Genomic DNA, 16,479 nt, shown 5'->3' on the forward strand with positions numbered 1-16,479 from the left:
TTGCTCCTCCAACTCGCGCGGTGCGCCTACTTGGAGGAGTTTTTTGTAATCAGTAAGCCCTTATTTAGTTGAAGAACCATAATCCGTAATCGTAAGTTTAATTTCAAAGGTAACCGGAATTCGACTAAACTCCTCATCCCAATTGCCCTTAATTTTTTTCCATTTCTGAGGATATTGAATAGAAAGGTTTTTCCCGAATCCGGCTACATCCACTTTGTATTTCGACTGCATTTTCCGCATCAGACTATCAAGCATTTTGGCTAACCGTTCTTCAAAAATCTTCTCTGCTGCTTCTAAATAAGCCAGCTCGGATGGATTTTCATTGATATCCCAATTTTCAATTAATCTTCCTTTCGATTCAATTGAAACATGAAAGGATATATCATCACCTTTTAATTTTGCAGTCATTTTACTTTTCATGGATTTAATCTCATAGGAGATCGTTTGATTTCTCCAATCATAGCTTTTGATCACTCCTCCATGACCGTTTCCTTGAATCCAAGATAAACTCTCCACATTTTCCTGATTCAAATCGCCAATCCACTTGCTACTATCCCCCTTAATAATACCGGCACCTGAGAATTCGATTTCCCCATTTGATGAGACGATATTTTGCAGCAAGAAGCTTTGTTTGGAATGGATCAGTCCGTCAAGCTGGGTCAGATTGACCTCTTTCATTACCTTATTGGTCCTGTAACTATTTTGAGTCATGGAGTTAATCCGAAATGCAGGAACTTCTTCCGGTTGGTCAATAAGAAACGTGTCATAAGCTTTTCCCTTACTAAAGAACACCCTGCAGCTTGGGCGTATATCATTGTCACGAAGCACGAAATCCATGAGCTGGTCCATATGCTGCTGTTGAGCTAATTTTGTTGATACCACAATCACTTTCAAATGATGACCAATGACTGGGCGATCTCGCCGTGTGGAGTATTGACGCATAATTTCGAATATGGAATCTCCTGTTAATCTCAAATTTGAATATTTCAACAGCTGCTTCTCTTTGGATTTCTCTTGTCTTTCGAACGATTTAATCGGAACGATTTGTACGGTAGCTGTGACTAGATTTTTTTTCAAGTACTTTGCACCTTGGCTTTCCAAGTCCCGTTCAATGTCAACCCTTTCACCTACATCTAATGCTAGACCTGCATAAACACTTAAATCTTCAATTTCTTTACTGCTCCAGCATCCCTGTATGACAACAAGCGAGGATAAAAGTAGTATAATAAGCATCTTTTTTTGTCTATACATGTTGTTTTAAAACCTTCTTTCTAAATAAGAAAATGACAGAAAGCAGGACTGGCACAAGAAAAAATATAGCAATGCCCATCCTACCTATAGTATCACCCAACTTAAAAACTTCATTTATTCGCTCAGGGAGCAGCGCCGTGATAAAGATAGCAGGAATTAATCCAAATATCACTGGAAGAAGCCTAACGCCAAATACCTGAGAAATGCCTAACGATGCATTATAGTAAAAACTGGTGAAATTACAAAACAATTGCATCATCCAGATGACCAAAAAAGGGAATTCGAAACGTTCAAAAATCAATCCCGCAATTTCAAAGCTTCGAAGCAGGTCGATTGTTGGCCATGTGCTATTCATTACTGAATCAATTGACATTCCTCCTATAACGACAACTATGGTCATCAGGTAAAGCACAAAAGGAATACCTATTCCTGCAAAAGTCGCTTTGACTGCCCGCTCCGGATGCTGCATGTGAGCAACGAGAATCATAATTACTTCGCATCCTGTAAATACAAGTACTGACGACTTCAAACCCTTAAATACCGGAAGTAAGCCTTCACTTAAAACAGGACGTAAATTATCGATATCAAACAATCGAATACTCAAGAAATAAGAAAGCACCAATATTAGGATGCTAATAGGGAAAATAATTTGAAATACTCTTGCAATAGAATTGATTCCTCCCAAGCAAATATAGGCACCTACCCAAATGAAGGGGATCACAATAGCCCAAATTGGCGTTCCTTCCAACAAATAATACATGGTAACCTCTGCAAATACCCTTACCTCGAAACCCGCAATAACAATGAAATAAATAATCAAGCACACACTTAACATGCCACCAGGTATAGTTCCGACAATTCGTTTAGCATATTGATACACCGTGTGATTAGGAAATTGCTGGCTTAATTTCACCATGACAAGTGCTACCATAAGGACAATAAAACCACCTACTATCACAGATAGCCACACATCCGGTGTTTGCGCGGTCTCGATTACACTTCGGGGTAAGGTTAAGATTCCCGCCCCAAGTACTGAATCTGTTATAAATATCGCAGTTTGTCTTGTCGAGATTTTATCATCAGTACGTGTAAACATGATTGCTCCTCCGATCTAAGCAGCTACGATAGTCGATTCTTGTCTTGCGTCTTCATCATCTTCGGTCGTTTTTTCATTAAGGGCAGCGGAGCACGCACAAACAAGTCCTTCCAGTCGCTAAAGCGAACCGGTGATAGAGGTGTAACATAAGGAACGCCAAAGCTCTTCAGCTTGCTTAAATGGCCGCAAATGAATAAAAAAAACAGAATGGTTCCGAACATCCCCAATACTGCTGCGCATAACATGCCACCGAACCGTAAAATTCGTAATGTAATGCCTGCGCTATATACGGGGATTGAGAAAGAGGATATAGCAGTCACGGCAACGACTATGACCAAAAAAGGGCTGACAATTCCTGCCTGTACAGCAGCCTCTCCTATAATTAAACCGCCAACAATGCCCATCGCGGGTCCAATCGGCTTGGGTAACCGGATTCCCGCCTCACGTAATATTTCTATAGATATTTCGAGAATTAACACTTCTATCAATGAAGGAAAGGGAACGCCTTGCCTTGTTTCAATGATCGTAATGGCTAGCTCTGTCGGTATTAATCCTGGATGAAAAGAAATAAATGAAATATATAAAGCTGGTGCCATTAAGGCCAAGAATGCTGCGAAAAATCGCAACATTCGCAAAAAAGTTCCTGGTAGCCAACGATCATAATAATCCTCAGGCGATTGCAGCAGCATCCCAAAGGTTACGGGAACAATTAGAGCGAAAGGAGTACCATCCAATAGAATAGCTATCCTTCCTTCTAATAAACTGTTAATGACACGATCGGGACGCTCTGTATTTTGAGTTTGCTGAAACGGGCTTAGGTAATCATCTTCTATGAGCTGTTCAACATATCCAGACTCAGCGACGAAATCGATATTGATTTTTTCAATTCGGTCTCTTACTTCCTGAAGCAGGTCTTGATTCACGATTTCCTTCATGTAAGCAATAACCAATTTCCTTTTAATTCGAGCTCCTACCTCATACCTATTTATTTCCAGATCATCGCTGAAGCCTTGTCTGCGCAGCATAGATGTATTCTCGCTTAATACCTCGGTAAAACCGATGCGAGGGCCGCGAAGCAGAGCTTCAGAGCTAGGTTCGTTAATTGCCCTTGACTTCATATTTGACGCGTGGATCAGCAGTGCACTTGGCATGCCTTCAATAAGCAAGGCCGTACAACCCTTCAAGACGGATTGATTTAAATCACGAAGATCTGCAGCTTCATAGGCCTCGCACACGGGCAATACATTTTCTAGAAGATAGGCGGATAAAGCTAGAGGATTTATGCCTGTTATATCCTTCTCCGTATCTGACATTAAAATTTTCATCACATGCTCACTGATCAATTCTTCATTCTGCATGCCATCTACAAAAATAAGTGTAGCCCGAGCTTGAATATCTGTGATTTGAAATTCACGAAAATGTACATCACTGTTACTACTGATGACTTGTTTGATTGCATTTAAATTCTCATCATAATCGACAGACAAATTTGACTTAGCGGGATGCTCATCTCCATTCTCTTTTTTCTGGATAGGAGCATTCTTTTTTGCAACTATTAACCTCAGATATTTGTTGAAAAAATAAATACCTATGGCAATCATCATACTTATGAGAGCCTGTGCACACATTTTCCAATCGGGAAGGTTCGATGTTATAAAAGTCCACAAGGTAATCATTCCTTTCCAAAATACCTTTGGTTTAACTTGTCCCTTTATTTTCATTTAATTCACTATTTTTCAATCTCTACAAAGCTTTGATACAGCAAGAGTTATGAAAGAAGCATCGCGAATCCATTACGGAGGATTTGCAACCCTTCATGTCGAATGTTGATCGTATGAAAACACCATTACTAACCTCATCCGCTTTCACACGTTTAACCTTAGTCATGATAGCCTTAGGCGTTTTATTTTCCTTAAGATTAGGTTGGTCTGAGTTATTTCACACTTCCAATCCTCCTCCTATCGAGGACGGAGTACTTGATATGCGCGGGGTGGATTTAAATGATTCCCCCATTTATTATTTAAACGGAGCATGGGAGTTTTATCCTGGTAAGCTGCTTACTTCGGGAGAGACAGAAAGCGCTGAAGCACGTTTCATAAACGTCCCAGGGGACTGGGGGGACGAGTTAAATGGTATTAACGGCTCGTCTTACGGCTATGGAACTTACAGGCTGCGCATTCTGGTCGATCCGCTTGTGAAGCCTGTTTCCTTATGGATTAAAAAAATTCAAACCGCTTCAAGGGTAGAAATGAATGGAGAATCGGAAGGTAACATCGGCAAGCCGGTCTTGCAAGAGGATGGTTATCGGCCAAGAACCGTTTCTTATACCTCCACCTATTACAATAAAGGCGCAACAGAGCTCGATATCATCATACATGCAGCCAACTATGACAAGCCGACAAATGGCGGAATCGTTCGCAGCATACGCTTTGGCTCCCAAGGATCGATTGACAGCGTGCGCTGGTACTCCATCGGTTTTCAGCTAGTTACGTTCATCATTTTGCTGCTGCATGGCTTATATACATACATTCTGTACCAGTTCAACCGGAAGGAAACGGACCTACTGCTGACAGGTCTTCTAACGTTATCTGTAGGAGTCGCATTGCTTGTCGGCCACGACAATATTTTGCAGCTATGGCTTCCGATTAATTATACGTGGGCGCTAAAAATCGGGCTGGTAGCTGTTTTATGGCAAAATCACCTTATTTTGCATTTGTTTAGCAAGTTCGCTTCTCCCCCTGTTCTCAGCATGCCTCTAAAGGTTCATGTATTTGCAGTCACTCTGCTTACTGGGCTAATGCTAGTCGCGCCGACGATCTGGATCAATACGTTTATCGATTTAAAGCTATTTTTGGTGTTCTTCTTGGTTTCGTTTGCTTGGCTGACTTACATCATGGCTGGATTAATCTTTAAACAGCAAACAGATAAGGACATCGGCTTCATGCTGCTAAGCGCCGCTGGCATCATTTCAAACCTCGGGTGGAACGTCGCCGATTCAACTGGTCTCGTAACAACAACCGTATATTATCCAATCGATATTTTAGTAGCTATTGTTGGGTTTTCCAGCTACTGGTTCAAAAAGTATTACCGAAATGCCCGGCAAAATCGACACCGCCTGTATGGGCCGATGAGAAAAGATTAGTCCAAGTCATTTACAATCTGCTGCATAACGCCTTTAAATTCACAGAAAACGGCACCGTTGCTGTGAAGGCAGATTCACTAAACGACCGACTTGTTGTCGCTATCGTTGATACCGATGTTGGAATGGATGAAGAAACACAGGCAAGAATCTTTCTCCCCTATGAGCAAGGGGCGCACGGCGTCAGTGATGGGAAAGGTATCGGACTCGGTTTAAGTATTTGCAAGCAGCTCGTTGAATTGCATGGCGGTGTGTTAACGGTCCATTCCGAACCAGGCAAGGGCTCCGTATTCAGTTTCAGTCTTCCACTGGCGGAAGAAGAGACAGTTGGGGTGGCATCCATTAATGAGGTTTCTTCATTCCGCTATTTGAAGAGCGATAACGAAGTGACGTTCGATGGAAACCAATATGAAGCTGCGGCTGAAATTGCCACGGACGACGAATCAGAAGTCTCCCTTACTGTTTCCCCTCTTCTGAAAAATGGGCAGATCCATATTCTCGCAGTGGATGACGACCCCATTAACCTGAGCGTACTAAAAGGCATACTTTCTACAGAGTCTTATCACGTAACGACAGCCCTTTCGGCCCACGAAGCTTTGGGTCTGATTGGAACAAAGCGATGGGATCTGCTCATCGCCGACGTCATGATGCCTCAGATGTCGGGATACGAGTTGACACAGCGAATCCGGGAGCAATACTCCCACTTCGAGCTTCCAGTGCTGTTGTTAACTGCGCGCAGTCTGCCAAGCGACATCTATACAGGCTTTTCATCCGGTGCCAACGATTACGTCACCAAGCCAGTGGACGCTGTTGAACTGCGATACCGTATTCGAGCGCTGACCTCTCTGAACCAGTCCATCCGAGAGCGGGTACGTATGGAGGGGGCTTACTTGCAAGCACAAATCCAGCCTCATTTTCTATTCAACACATTGAATTCGATTATGGCGCTCGCTGTTATTGATACTGAAAAAATGATGAGTCTCGGCGAAGCGTTTGCGTCCTTCTTGCGGATCAGCTTTAATTTCTTGAATACCGAGGAGCTCGTTGACCTCTCGTACGAGTTAGAGCTAACACAAGCTTATCTATACATCGAAAAAGTCAGGTTTGAGGATCGGTTGACGATCGAATGGGAAATTGAGACGGGGCTAAAACTGCTTCTCCCACCACTGTCGATTCAGCCGCTGGTGGAAAATGCCGTAAAGCATGGCCTTCTCAACCGCCCAAATGACGGGAAAATTCGTATTCGGGTTGCAGTCTGCGACGGGTATACGCTCATCGAAGTGGAGGATAACGGTATAGGCATCGAACCGGAACAAATGAAACGGCTGCTTGAACCCTCGCTGAAGGAGAACAGCGGTATCGGCATTTCCAATACGAATAGGCGGCTCATTCAACTGTTTGGGAAAGGGCTATCCATTTCAAGCAAGCAAGGCGAAGGAACGGTCGTCTCCTTTACAATTCCAGACATCCGAGCTGATTAAAATGAATCAAAAAATAATTAGACAATTGCTTCATTCTGTAAGAAAAGAGTTGTTCCGAAAGCTACCTTCACGTGAGCTTAAGAACAACTCTTTTTCTGTTCTTGCTATTCCCTTATTCGGACTCTTTCACCTCAATGACAATGCTGTCAACAAGTCTGCCTCCAACAAAAGGAAGTATCCTCCATACTCCGGCTTCCGGCAAAGACAACGAACTCGGCAAACTCCGATCAGAACCGTTCAACGGCCCTCCTAAGCTTGGGCCTGAGAACACGTCGATCATATGATCGTCCCCCTGCTTAACAGCCATTACGGTAAAGTTTCCATTCAAGTCCTGCTCGGCTTCCCATAAATGCCACATATACTTATTGGTCTTGCCCGCGATGAATCCAGGGTCAATGAATCCTACGTTCCTCTCCTTTCCCCTTAACCAATAGCTTTCTGACTTAAACAGAGAACTAAGCTCCCAAGAAGGGTCTCCTACGGATAAAATCACATCCCCATAAGACTCGCCGCCAAGCTCTACCTCAAGCTTCCACAAACCTCCGAGCGGAAGGGCGAAGCTAGCGGCAAAACGTTCTAAGCCCGTGTACCTGCTGCTCGGCTCGGTTATTTGCACGGTTGGAACCGCAATAACTTGCTGCCCCGTAAGGATATGGGTGGCATGGATCAAGAGCTCTTTTCCTTGATATTTGGCAAACGCCTCCGAGAACTGAAAGATATACCCTGAGGGGCTTCCAGCCTGAAGGCCAGGTTCGGGAAAAACTTGAAATAATAGCTCCCCGTTATGATAATAGGCAGTTCGCTCATGGATAGGTCCGGGAATCATTGTTTTTTCATCTATATTAAAGAGATACAAGAAAATGGAGCTTAAGGCTGCCGCAGTAAGGAGGATCACAGAAATCCCCAGCCTTCTCTTGCTTTTTATTTTCGTTTTTTGCCGGATTTGCGACCTTAAAGCTTCCGTAAAATGCAATTGATCAAATGGCGGATCTTTCAAGAGCTCAGCCCATTGTGGTTTTTCCATATTCGTCATGACGTTCACACTCCCTCCTGTTCTCTATCCAATAGTACCGTCATTTTTTTCTTCGCCCGGTGTAAACGAGACTTCACCGTTCCTTCCGAGATTTGAAGCGCTGCGGCAATCTCACTAACTGGCAGCTCGAAATGATAGTCTAGAATGATCACTTCTCTGAACTTCAAAGGCAGCTTCATCACATGATTCCAAACTGCTATAGATGACATATGGTCTAAAACTACCTGCTCGGCCGATGGAGACCGGCCACTAGAATACAGCATGGTATCAATTAATGTAACTTTACGAATAAAGGCGCTTTTCAAATAGTTGAGAGCTTTATTGCGCGTAATACTCAAAATCCAACTTTTGATAGAGCATTCTCCTCGAAAAGTATACAGCCGGTTAAAAACAATTAAAAACACGTCTTGGGATATATCATCTGCTGCATCCGCGCGACGGGTCAGGAAGAAAGCAAAATTCCAGACGTCCTCGCCATATGTGGTCATAAGATCTTCCAGTACAAGACCGCGATCGAAACCTGGTGCCAAATACTGTATATATTGCTTCTCCACATCCATTCACCTCTACTAATAAGACCAATCAGCGCCGGAAAAGTTCCCGAATTTTGATATTAATTTACCGGTAGCTGTTAGTTTGTGATTCTTTTACACCTTCCGAACAGTAGGCGAGTAAAACACGTCACTATGCATATGCTGCATTTTGTCCCAGTTGCCAGGATTGGTCGTGTCTGGAGAGCGGTGCTCCAGAATCGCTTGATAAAGGGCGGTTTTTTCTTCCAAATGGGCAACATGCTGTTTGGCTTCCTCGAGCTTAGCGAGCGCCGCTTCTTTATGCTCCAACATGAGTGCGGAGCGTTGCGGAATGGTCGAATCACCTTTGAGACAGAGATCGACGTACTTTTTTATGACACCAATCGGCATTCCGGATTGCTTGAGGCATCTAATGCCATGTAGCCAGTTGATCGATTCTTCGTCGAACATCCGAATATTATTTGGATTGCGCTGCACGCTTGGCACCAGGCCTTTATCCGTGTAAAAACGTATAGCGTGCTCGGTTAGTCCCGTTATTGTCGCGGCTTCTTTGACCGTATGCATGTGATTCCTCCATAAAAAATAAATTTTTGCATTCACCTTGACTTCGTGTAACACGAAGGTCCTAAGCTTATTGTAATGCAAATGAGCAGTAAGAGGAATCTCCCTCTGCAGTACCCGAGACAGGGGATTCGCGCCGTTTGCTATTAGACATTTGATCAATAGGAGGAATTACAATGCAAACCGTAACATTAAACAATGGTGTAAAAATGCCGCTCATCGGCTTTGGTGTCTACCAAGTTCCGGATGCTGAAGAATGCGAGAGCGCGGTATATGAAGCGCTGATGGCCGGTTACCGCCTGATCGACACCGCCGCCGGCTATCTGAACGAGGAAGCAGTGGGACGCGCGATCAAGCGCAGCGGTGTACCTCGTAAGGAGCTATTCATCACGACCAAGCTTTGGGTTCAGGATGCCGGTTACGAGAGTGCTAAGCTGGCGTTTGCCAAATCCTTGAAGAAGCTACAGCTCGAATATCTCGATCTATACCTTATTCACCAGCCGTTCGGCGATTACTACGGAGCTTGGCGAGCAATGGAAGACCTTTACCGCGAAGGCAAGATCAAAGCGATCGGTGTCAGCAACTTCTTGCCCGACCGATTGATGGACCTCATCGTGCATAACGAAATCGTCCCCGCGATCAATCAGGTCGAAACTCACCCTTTCTACCACCAAATCGAGAGCGCCGCATTTATGAAAGAGCAAGGAGTACAGCACCAGTCGTGGGCCCCGTTTGCTGAGGGACTTAACAACTTGTTTGGCAACGATGTGCTGGCCTTGATCGCAGAGAAACACAACAAGTCCGTAGCCCAGGTCGTGCTGCGATGGCTCGTTCAACGTGGAATCGTTGCAATTCCAAAATCGGTGCGTAAGGAGCGAATTATCGAAAACTTCAACATTTTCGATTTCGAGTTGAGCGCAGACGAGATCGAACAAATTTCCGCACTCGATACGCGGGAAAGTCTATTCTTGTCGTACCGCGATCCGGAAGTCGCCAAGATGATGGGCAACTGGAGAGTCGATCTGTAAACCTTGACCGAACCGTAATCCATCAATGCTTCCACCCATATTGGTCATTCATTTGAATACCATAGCCAAAAACACCTCCAAGTTGTACGATTATGTGATCATAATCGCAGCTACAACTGTGAGGTGTTTGAGGTTTCATATGTTGATTATCTAGCAATATTTCACTGACATCCGTGATATCTTCGCCTAACTTCTTTAAGTTTCTAACGAGTGATTCGCTCGCTTTACTTACTTCCAGTCAGTGCTTGCACAACATCGTCGATTTTCATGCTCTCGGCGATGGGCCCGTTGAGCATCCAATGCCTTGCCGATATTTTATAGACATGATTTTGCTTCGCAGCGGACATGGCTTTCCATACCTGCAGCTTTTCCAATTCCTTCACATTTTCCAACTCTTTTTGAATATCGCTTTCCAAAGCTCCAGAGTATCCCGCTGTAACAAATAAATAATCGGAATTCAACTCCGGAAGCATCTCTAAGGATAACGTGTAGCCCCAATCTTCTTCTGTTTTCTTCTGAAACTCAGCAACGCTTGCCGAAGGGGTTACTCCCAAATCATTATACAATACGCCGCCGTACGGGAAACTTGGAAAGAACAGATCTGCTTCCTTTTCAGAAGTACGAATCAAAGCAACCGTTTTATCCGAACCAACCGTTTGAATAATCTTCTCCCGGGCTTGCTTCAATTTATCATCATACGCTTGAATGATTGCGTTTGCTTTCTCCTCACGATTAAGCGCTTTTCCGATTTCAACGATAGAAGCTTTCCAACTATCACGGTCATAGGCAAGCGTAGGGGCAATTTCAGATAACTTCTCATATCCCGCTTGATCAACATATCCATTTATAATGATGATCAGATCAGGTTTTGCGGCCAATATGGCTTCAAAATTTGGTGTGGATGAAGAAGTAATGACAGGGATCTTCTTCTCTTTGAGCTTCTCATACAAATAATCGCCTTCATTGCCACCGGCTTGCACTAAAGGTGCCTCCAATGATAAGAGCATATCCTCGAGTCCAATGCTAACGATAGACTTAGGCTCCGCTGGAATTTCCACATCACCGAGCACCGTTTTGACTATCTTGGTACGTACCTCTGTTCCCGCAGTTGAATTTGAATCTGTTTTGTTATTGCCACTCTTGCTGGTATCACCGTTCGTTTGCGATTGGGATGGCCGTTCGTTTGCTGTGCCCGTGCCCCCATTTGTGTTCGCATTTGAATTGGACACACTGCTAGAGCACGCTCCCATCAGTAAAGTGAAACACATGAGCAAAATGGCAAGCGTTGATGACTTTCTATTCCTATACATAGATAAATCCCCTTCTCTCGAAAATAGATAACGATTATCATTATCAATATATCGCCTATTTCTATGAGGGACAATGGACAATCTTTTAGAAATCATAGCATTATCTTTTACTGCTTTCTCAGCGTTCGCTTTCGACCTAAACTTTCCAGGTGAGACCCCTTTTTCCTTTTTGAAAATGCGGCTGAAGTAATTCACATCCGCATATCCTATGCTCGCTGCGATCTCATGCAATGCTGCGTCTGTGGTGACCAAAAGATCTGCTGCTGTGGAAACTCGAACTTGGATGAGGTAACCAATCGGACTAAGACCTATTTTATCTTTAAATTGAATGGATAAGTGCGAGGAGCTGTAGTTCAAACCCTCTGCCAGTGATTCAAGTGTAATCGGCATCGAATAATATTCATGAATGTACCGTACTGCCTGAGCGACAAGCTCCGGTTTTTGCGTCTTGATGCCTTGAACCTCCAACTGACAGAGCAACTGATATACAAATTGATAAAAGGATACTTTTACATGGAAATGACCCAATGAGGCCTGCAGCCGCCATCCTTCTTCCATGTCTCTAACCTTATGTAATAAAGAAATCGCATGCTGTGGAGCAAAACCATATTGAATATGAAACGGACGGTTCCTCTCTATCATGCTTATGATTTCCTGGCGACAAGGCATAGGAAGAATTGCTCTGTAAAAAACGAGATAGTACTCAAATTCTCCACCTGTCAGCATAATATCCAGAGATAATCCTTTTCCTCCATGAAGCACATGAAAGCCCTCCGACATATACTCCGTTCCATTTAGCAGAATACGAGCGCTGCCACGTACAGAAAACAGGAAACTGCTTGCAGGGAGATGGTAACCACGTAATTCCTCACCTTGTTCCATGAGGGCATGGCGAATGTCTAAAATTTTAATGGAAGCATAATTCCATGACTTAATATGTTCATCCAAATTCATAGGTCCACTCTCATATCATCATCGCAACGTTTCGTGCGATTTACTGTGTTGCAGTTTTCATCCAGCTAGGCGCAGTCAGGATCGTGCATAAACTTCCTATCAAAAATTATAGTATTCGATAACCATTCTCATTGTCAATCAAATATCAAATTCGGAGTCTAAACTCGTTTATTCTTTAAGACATTATTATTGATAAAAAAGTTTCATATACAAGTTTAAACATCATATTTTCTCTTATTTTGTTATCTGATCGAGTTAATGGATTTATCAGCACTCTCATTCCTTCAAACATTAATCACGTGAATAACGGTTCTTCGGGATTTTCAGCCCCAGATTGCCCCTAAGCGTATCGCTCTCGTAATCGAGCCGGAATAATCCGCGCTTTTGGAGCACCGGTACTAGCAGCTCCGTCACATCAGCCAACGTGCCCGGCACTTCACTGTGCAGTATAAACCCGTCAGCCGCACCTGTTTCGAACCATTCCTGCATGCGATCTGCTACTTCATCCGGTGATCCAAAAAAAATCGGCTTTGGCTCGGCAAAGGCCAGTACAGTCTGCCGCAGTGTCAATTTACGCTCACGCGCTTCCCGCTTGATGCGATCAGTAAAGCTTTGGAAGCTTTTGCGGCCAAGTGTTCCCACATCAGGGAATGGCTCGTCCAACGGATATTGCATAAAATCATGAAAATCGAAAAACTGTGCGAAATACCGCAGCGACTGTTCAAATGATACGAACGACGCGGTCTTGGCATACTTCTCCTCGGCCTCCTCCCTCGTTCGTCCGACAACAATATTAGCGCTCGGCATTATGATTAAATCGGCGGAATCACGCCCAGCTTCTCCAACTTTTCGTTTCAACTCTTTATAATAGCGCCTCGCTTCCTCTAAATCAGTAATGCCGGTCATGACCGCATCAGAGTGAATCGCGGAGAAATCCTGCCCGTCCGCAGAAGAACCCGCTTGAAAAATAACCGGGTGGCCCTGACGCGATCGGGCAATATTCAATGGTCCTTTTACAGAATAAAATTCACCTCGGTGATCAAGCGTATGCAGCTTCCTCGGATCAAAAAAGTTTCCGCTCGCTTTGTCCCTCACAAATGCGTCGTCTTCCCATGAATCCCATAAACCGCGGGCAACGGACAAATACTCGCTAGCCATCCGGTAACGCGTATCATGCCCAGGGTGATCGCCCTCGGATTTTCCGAAATTAAGCGCTGCCGCTTGTATGCCGGTCGTCACCACATTCCACCCTGCTCGTCCGCCACTAATATGGTCAATTGAAGAAAGCTGCCTTGCACTTGTATAAGGATCACTGTATGTCGTAGATAATGTACCAACCAAACCGATGTGCGAGGTAGCGTGTCCAAGAGCTGACAGCAGCGTCAACGGCTCCAAGTGATTTGCATAGTGAGGGGTTGATTTCTCATTGATATGCAGGACATCGGCGATAAAAACAAGATCCAGCTTACCTCTCTCCGCGATTAGCGCCTCTTCGCGATAAAAGTCAAATGCGATGCTCGCGTCCGGTCGCACCTCGGGATGACGCCATGCGCTTACACTCGATCCAACACCATGAATCATCGCACCTAGTTTCATTTTTCTGCGATTTGCCGTCATAACGACCACCAGCCTTTCCATTACTTCCATTGGTTATTTCTTTTCGCCAGTCATTTTGAAAATTAGATTTGCTTTCTTTGAGCTCGTAACTCTTTACTAACGTTTGACAACCCAACTAGAAATCGGTCAATTTGCCGAAAGCTCAGAGACAGATACCTCGCCGCCCGTTTCGAAGCGGCTCAGGAACTGCCTAACCCGCTCATTGCGGCTATCTCCGAAAATATGTTTCGGCGTCCCATCGTCAGAAATGACGCCTTTTTCCATAAAGATGACACGGTCTCCGACCTCTCTGGCAAAATTCATTTCATGTGTCGCCACGACAAGCGTCATCCCTTCACGGGTCAGTTCCTTCATGACGAGCAGCACTTCACCCACCAGTTCGGGATCGAGTGCAGAAGTCGGCTCATCGAACAGCAGGATTGCCGGCTCCATCGCGAGCGCCCTTGCAATGCCGATTCGCTGCTGCTGTCCACCTGATAGCTGCGCAGGAAACCGATCTGCAAACTCTCCAAGGCCAACCTTGGCTAGAAGTGCTTTTCCACTCCGTATGGCGTCAACCCTATTCCATCGTTTGACAACAATTAGACCCTCTATGACATTTTCCAATGCTGTGCGATGGGGAAACAATTGATGGCTTTGAAACACCATGCCTGTTTTTTGCCGGTAACTGATTAATTCACGTATCCTCTTCTTTCCTCCATCCCCGAAGGCCATTCGCATTCCATCCAATTCGATCGTGCCGGTATCGGGAATTTCCAGCAAATTCAGGCAGTTGAGCAAGGTTGATTTCCCTGATCCGGAAGGACCGATGACAATGGTCGTCTGTCCCTTGGCAACATGCAGATCGATACCTCGAAGAACTTCTGTCGGACCGAAGCTTTTGCGCAGCTGTGAGATGGTTAACATAGGCCCCTCCTCCTTCTCCTCATTTAAAGGGAATACTTTCCGAATTTGTTTTCCAGCCGATGCTGCAGTACCGTTAGTACAGAGCAGATTGCCAGATAATACCCGGCTGCCACAATGTAGAGCAGCATCGGTTCGAACGTGGACGCAGCAATTTGCTTGGCTACGCCAAACAAATCCGGCAGGGTCACGAGTGCTGCAAGCGATGATGTCTTAAACAAGCTAATAAACTGGCTGCCGAGCGGCGGGATGCTGATCCGTGCCGCTTGCGGCAAAATGACACGCCTTAACACTTGAAAGGGTGACATTCCAAGGGAGTATCCGGCTCTCCATTGTCCTTGTGGCAGCGACTTAATCGTCGAACGCATAATTTCGGAGCAATAAGCAGCTTCAGACACGGTAAGTGCTATGACGACCGTTGGAAATGCTGGAAGTACAATGCCAAAACTCGGCAATCCGTAAAAGATAATGAACAGCTGAACAAGAATCGGGGTTCCCCGAACAATCCACACATAAAACCGGGAAGGTAATCGCAAATAGGATTTGTGTGATAAGCCGGCTAATGCAATCAGCAGTGCAAAAATTAGCGATAGTCCGAACGAGACGACGGACAGCGGTATGGTATATTTAAGCATTCCCTGCAGCAGCGGCCATAGCGAGTGGAGGAAAACGTCCCACAATCTTTCCGTGCGCTCCTGACTCATGTCATTTCTCCCTTCTCCCTATGATTTCAGTACATTTTCTCCGAACCACTTGACCGACAACTTCTCGTAAGTACCATCCTCCTGTACGCTCTTCAAAGCCTCATTAAATGCCGTAGCGACGGTTCCGTCCCCGCCCTTAACCAGTGGCAGCGCAACAAACTCCTCGGTGTCTGCCTCATCTGCCGCTCTCAGCTTCAAATCCGTACGACTTTTCTTAATTTCAAGGAAATACAAATTGTTAAAAATAATTGCATCCACCCGCTTATTCTTAAGCAGCTCGAGGCTTTCGCCTTCAGGTACAAGCACAGCCCCATAAGATTCGGCCAGTTTACCGTATATACTCGTATTAGATCCGTATACCTTTTTACCCTTTAGGTCCTCAAAGCTGTTGATGTCCTTTGTTTCGTCCAATACGATCAGCGTCGGATAGGCAATTAAGTACGGGTCTGTAAAATCGTACTTCTGCCTGCGTTCATCCGTTACTCCAATTTGGTGGATGGAGTCGAAGCGTCCTGCATCCAAACCAGCGAGCATACCATCCCACTCTGCTTCCTTGAACGACGGCTTCACACCTTCGACGCGATTCCATATTTCCGTAAGCAGCTCGATATCAAAACCTGTCAGCGGTCGTACATTGCTTTCCTCATGAAAGGCATAAGGCGGATAAGTACCCGTAGTTGCAATGACAAACTCACCTTTCTCCTTCAGCTGATCCAGCGAAGTCTGCTCCGCAGCTGGAGGTTTGGTCGAAAGTGCTGCCTCAGATTCGCTACCTTTCTTGTTCGAGCATCCTGATGCGATTAACGCCAGAATCAATACAGTAATCAAAGCTGTGCTTTTTATCTTTAACATTTCACTCGCTCCTTGGC

At 44.9% G+C, this 16,479-nt stretch carries 14 protein-coding genes; 3 read left to right on the forward strand and 11 right to left on the reverse strand.

Annotated elements, in window-relative coordinates:
* Nucleotides 1-60 precede the first annotated feature (60 nt).
* The 3 genes from E0496_RS10780 to E0496_RS10790 are packed head-to-tail and all read right to left on the reverse strand — an operon-like array spanning nucleotide 61 to nucleotide 4,068.
* Nucleotides 61-1,251, reverse strand: coding sequence for a Ger(x)C family spore germination protein (locus E0496_RS10780; protein ID WP_141501551.1), 1,191 nt, complete (start codon nucleotides 1,249-1,251; stop codon nucleotides 61-63).
* Nucleotides 1,244-2,347, reverse strand: coding sequence for a GerAB/ArcD/ProY family transporter (locus E0496_RS10785; RefSeq protein WP_141501552.1), 1,104 nt, complete (start codon nucleotides 2,345-2,347; stop codon nucleotides 1,244-1,246). The genes E0496_RS10780 and E0496_RS10785 overlap by 8 nt, the downstream gene beginning before the upstream one ends.
* 23 nt (nucleotides 2,348-2,370) lie before the next feature.
* Nucleotides 2,371-4,068: a spore germination protein gene (locus tag E0496_RS10790; protein WP_421923620.1), complete on the reverse strand. Its 1,698-nt coding sequence runs from the start codon at nucleotides 4,066-4,068 to the stop codon at nucleotides 2,371-2,373.
* A 113-nt stretch (nucleotides 4,069-4,181) separates the two neighbouring features.
* On the opposite strand from E0496_RS10790, the gene E0496_RS36480 reads away from it, so the two are divergent.
* Both E0496_RS36480 and E0496_RS36485 read left to right on the forward strand, forming a co-directional pair.
* The gene (locus E0496_RS36480; protein ID WP_241674681.1) at nucleotides 4,182-5,489 is read left to right on the forward strand and encodes a hypothetical protein; all 1,308 of its coding nucleotides are present in this window, start codon (nucleotides 4,182-4,184) and stop codon (nucleotides 5,487-5,489) included.
* A 20-nt stretch (nucleotides 5,490-5,509) separates the two neighbouring features.
* The gene (locus E0496_RS36485) at nucleotides 5,510-6,967 is read left to right on the forward strand and encodes an ATP-binding protein (protein WP_241674711.1); all 1,458 of its coding nucleotides are present in this window, start codon (nucleotides 5,510-5,512) and stop codon (nucleotides 6,965-6,967) included.
* 112 nt (nucleotides 6,968-7,079) lie between these two features.
* On the opposite strand, the gene E0496_RS10800 is transcribed toward E0496_RS36485, so the two are convergent.
* The 3 genes from E0496_RS10800 to E0496_RS10810 form a co-directional block, all read right to left on the reverse strand.
* A complete protein-coding gene (locus E0496_RS10800) occupies nucleotides 7,080-8,000 on the reverse strand; it encodes a DUF4871 domain-containing protein (RefSeq protein WP_141501553.1) in 921 nt (306 codons plus the stop codon).
* Nucleotides 8,001-8,005: 5 nt separating this feature from the next.
* Entirely contained in the window at nucleotides 8,006-8,560 is a 555-nt protein-coding gene (locus E0496_RS10805) for an RNA polymerase sigma factor (protein WP_175598037.1), read from the reverse strand.
* Between the two features lie 87 nt (nucleotides 8,561-8,647).
* Nucleotides 8,648-9,097 carry a MerR family transcriptional regulator gene (locus E0496_RS10810; protein WP_141501554.1) on the reverse strand — a complete coding sequence of 150 codons (450 nt, stop codon included), beginning with the start codon at nucleotides 9,095-9,097 and terminating at the stop codon, nucleotides 8,648-8,650.
* Between the two features lie 173 nt (nucleotides 9,098-9,270).
* On the opposite strand from E0496_RS10810, the gene E0496_RS10815 reads away from it, so the two are divergent.
* A complete protein-coding gene (locus tag E0496_RS10815) occupies nucleotides 9,271-10,122 on the forward strand; it encodes an aldo/keto reductase (RefSeq protein ID WP_141501555.1) in 852 nt (283 codons plus the stop codon).
* A gap of 224 nt (nucleotides 10,123-10,346) precedes the next feature.
* Here the strand turns inward: E0496_RS10815 and E0496_RS10820 are convergent, their stop codons facing one another.
* From E0496_RS10820 to E0496_RS10840, 5 genes are all read right to left on the reverse strand, one after another.
* Entirely contained in the window at nucleotides 10,347-12,386 is a 2,040-nt protein-coding gene (locus tag E0496_RS10820; protein WP_141501556.1) for an AraC family transcriptional regulator, read from the reverse strand.
* A 291-nt stretch (nucleotides 12,387-12,677) separates the two neighbouring features.
* Entirely contained in the window at nucleotides 12,678-14,033 is a 1,356-nt protein-coding gene (locus E0496_RS10825) for an LLM class flavin-dependent oxidoreductase (protein WP_241674683.1), read from the reverse strand.
* A gap of 96 nt (nucleotides 14,034-14,129) precedes the next feature.
* Complete coding sequence (locus tag E0496_RS10830) at nucleotides 14,130-14,909, reverse strand: amino acid ABC transporter ATP-binding protein (protein WP_141501557.1); 780 nt, start codon at nucleotides 14,907-14,909, stop codon at nucleotides 14,130-14,132.
* A gap of 23 nt (nucleotides 14,910-14,932) precedes the next feature.
* Nucleotides 14,933-15,610 (reverse strand): amino acid ABC transporter permease, encoded by a 678-nt coding sequence (locus E0496_RS10835; RefSeq protein WP_141501558.1) that lies wholly within the window; start codon nucleotides 15,608-15,610, stop codon nucleotides 14,933-14,935.
* A gap of 18 nt (nucleotides 15,611-15,628) precedes the next feature.
* Nucleotides 15,629-16,462 (reverse strand): transporter substrate-binding domain-containing protein, encoded by an 834-nt coding sequence (locus E0496_RS10840; protein WP_141501559.1) that lies wholly within the window; start codon nucleotides 16,460-16,462, stop codon nucleotides 15,629-15,631.
* Between the last annotated feature and the right edge of the window lie 17 nt (nucleotides 16,463-16,479).

It is taken from the genome of Paenibacillus luteus, from assembly GCF_006542765.1.
In the GTDB taxonomy this organism is placed as follows: domain Bacteria; phylum Bacillota; class Bacilli; order Paenibacillales; family Paenibacillaceae; genus Pristimantibacillus; species Pristimantibacillus luteus.

Bases quoted from the DNA above. Each gene is read 5' to 3' on its own strand.
- E0496_RS10780 (WP_141501551.1), bottom strand. From the start codon at position 1,251: ATGTATAGACAAAAAAAGATGCTTATTATACTACTTTTATCCTCGCTT.
- E0496_RS10785 (WP_141501552.1), bottom strand. From the start codon at position 2,347: ATGTTTACACGTACTGATGATAAAATCTCGACAAGACAAACTGCGATA.
- E0496_RS10790 (WP_421923620.1), bottom strand. From the start codon at position 4,068: ATGAAAATAAAGGGACAAGTTAAACCAAAGGTATTTTGGAAAGGAATG.
- E0496_RS36480 (WP_241674681.1), top strand. From the start codon at position 4,182: ATGAAAACACCATTACTAACCTCATCCGCTTTCACACGTTTAACCTTA.
- E0496_RS10800 (WP_141501553.1), bottom strand. From the start codon at position 8,000: ATGACGAATATGGAAAAACCACAATGGGCTGAGCTCTTGAAAGATCCG.
- E0496_RS10805 (WP_175598037.1), bottom strand. From the start codon at position 8,560: ATGGATGTGGAGAAGCAATATATACAGTATTTGGCACCAGGTTTCGAT.
- E0496_RS10810 (WP_141501554.1), bottom strand. From the start codon at position 9,097: ATGCATACGGTCAAAGAAGCCGCGACAATAACGGGACTAACCGAGCAC.
- E0496_RS10815 (WP_141501555.1), top strand. From the start codon at position 9,271: ATGCAAACCGTAACATTAAACAATGGTGTAAAAATGCCGCTCATCGGC.
- E0496_RS10820 (WP_141501556.1), bottom strand. From the start codon at position 12,386: ATGAATTTGGATGAACATATTAAGTCATGGAATTATGCTTCCATTAAA.
- E0496_RS10825 (WP_241674683.1), bottom strand. From the start codon at position 14,033: ATGGAAGTAATGGAAAGGCTGGTGGTCGTTATGACGGCAAATCGCAGA.
- E0496_RS10830 (WP_141501557.1), bottom strand. From the start codon at position 14,909: ATGTTAACCATCTCACAGCTGCGCAAAAGCTTCGGTCCGACAGAAGTT.
- E0496_RS10835 (WP_141501558.1), bottom strand. From the start codon at position 15,610: ATGAGTCAGGAGCGCACGGAAAGATTGTGGGACGTTTTCCTCCACTCG.
- E0496_RS10840 (WP_141501559.1), bottom strand. From the start codon at position 16,462: ATGTTAAAGATAAAAAGCACAGCTTTGATTACTGTATTGATTCTGGCG.